Source organism: Leeuwenhoekiella aestuarii, from assembly GCF_004104055.1.
Taxonomy (GTDB): Bacteria; Bacteroidota; Bacteroidia; order Flavobacteriales; family Flavobacteriaceae; genus Leeuwenhoekiella; species Leeuwenhoekiella aestuarii.
In genome coordinates, this window is sequence record NZ_QOVJ01000025.1 from 1 (window position 1) to 1,854 (window position 1,854).

General features: G+C 45.5%; 1 protein-coding gene. It reads left to right on the plus strand.

What is annotated here, in order from left to right:
* Positions 1-491 precede the first annotated feature (491 nt).
* Positions 492-1,763 carry a group II intron reverse transcriptase/maturase gene (gene ltrA / locus DSM03_RS18880; protein ID WP_128763491.1) on the plus strand — a complete coding sequence of 424 codons (1,272 nt, stop codon included), beginning with the start codon at positions 492-494 and terminating at the stop codon, positions 1,761-1,763.
* Positions 1,764-1,854: the final 91 nt, after the last annotated feature.

Consider the following 1,854-nt stretch of genomic DNA (forward strand, 5'->3'; position numbering starts at 1 on the left):
GTGTGTGTGCCCAGTATGGGCATCTTTTGTTTTACCGAAAGGTAAAATATTAATCTAGAGGGTGCAAGTCCCTTATGGGCAGGTGTAACGCCTTGAACCATTAGTAAGCCGCAAGGGTGGTGACCGCGAGGTTACATCTGAAGAAAGCGGGACTACAAAACCCGGTACTGACGAACAGGAACCGTATACAGAGGCATTTATGCACGGGCAAGCAACCACATCATTGTAAAGCCCAAAGAATACCAAAAGTTCATTTATGTAGATACGGCAGGAATCGGGGGAAAGAAGATGCTCTTACCTGGGGAGGTCTCCAATGCCACGGGTTGGCATTAGAGAAGTCAGCAGCGGTCATAGTACCTAAAGGAAACGAGCTGGGGCAGAACCCCAGAGGCCTCACAATTAGGGAAGGACCAAACGTTAAATCACGTCTGGATTCGTACGGGAATCAGTTTAACTGATAGCCCATACCTAGAAGGACAGGAACATTAGAAATGATAGCAAAAGTAGTAGCAGCCAGAAACCTGAGCGATGCCTGTAAACGGGTAGTGCGTAATAAAGGCTCTGCAGGAATAGACGGGATGCCCACCACAGCGTTAAAAGCATTTATAGAAGCTCACCGCAGCGAGGTGGTACACCAACTTATTTCTAAAAGCTACAGACCTCAAGCTATCAAGGGGGTAGCAATACCCAAGCCTAATGGGAAAACCCGATTACTGGGTGTCCCTACTGTAGTGGACAGATGGCTTCAACAGGCGGTAAGCCAACAGCTTGCGATTCACTTTGAATTAAACTTCGAAGCAGAAAGCTATGGCTTCCGTCCGAGGAAGAACTTGCAACAAGCGGTACTGAAAAGTCAGGAATTCATCAATGATGGGTATCAGGACGTAGTAGATATCGATTTAAAAAGTTTCTTTGATGAAGTCCAACACTACAAACTACTTCAGCTTATCCATCACAAGGTTAAGTGCCAGACTACCTTATGGCTAATCCGTAAATGGCTTCGAGCGCCCATTTTAAAGAATGGTCGCTTACATAAGCGCAGGAAAGGACTGCCACAGGGCAGCCCACTGAGTCCCTTACTCTCCAATATTTTATTGGATCAACTGGACAAGCATTTAAAAGCTATGGGTCTAAGGTTCACCCGCTATGCTGATGATTTTAGTATTTATACAAAATCAAAAGCGGCAGCACGAAGTATAGGCAATGCTGTTTACCTTTTTCTAAAAGATAAGCTCGACTTGCCTGTTAATCGCTCTAAGAGTGGTATCCGCAGACCTTCCAGCTTCAAAGTGTTGGGCTATAGATTCACACCTATCTACAAGAAAGGTGTGAAAGGTACTTATCAGTTAGTAGTAGGAAAATCGGCTTGGCAGACACTCAAACACAAGCTCAGGTATCTTACCAGAAAAACCCTGCCTTTGTCATTAGCAGAACGGTTACAACGTTTAAAACTCATCTATAAAGGATGGCTGAACAACTTCCGACTGGGAGCTATACAGACCAAACTTAAGAAGGTAGATGAATGGTTACGCAACCGCCTACGTTATTGTATTTGGCACGATTGGAAGAAACCGGAGCGCAAACGTAAAAACCTCATAAGATTAGGCGTGAAACAGGATCAGGCCTATGCCTGGAGTAGAACCCGTATGGGAGGTTGGGCAGTAGCCCAAAGCCCTATACTGAGAACTACGATCACTCAAAAACGTTTAAGAAAACGAGGTTTTGAGAGTATGCTGGAGTATTACCTCAAGGTAAAGTTTTGATTTAACGAACCGCCGTATACGAGACCCGTACGTGCGGTGGTGTGAGAGGCGCAGTCCGTTCCTAATTAGGGGCGGACCCGTCTACTCGATT

Coding starts and splice junctions, on each gene's coding strand:
- ltrA (WP_128763491.1), top strand. CDS start 492: ATGATAGCAAAAGTAGTAGCAGCCAGAAACCTGAGCGATGCCTGTAAA.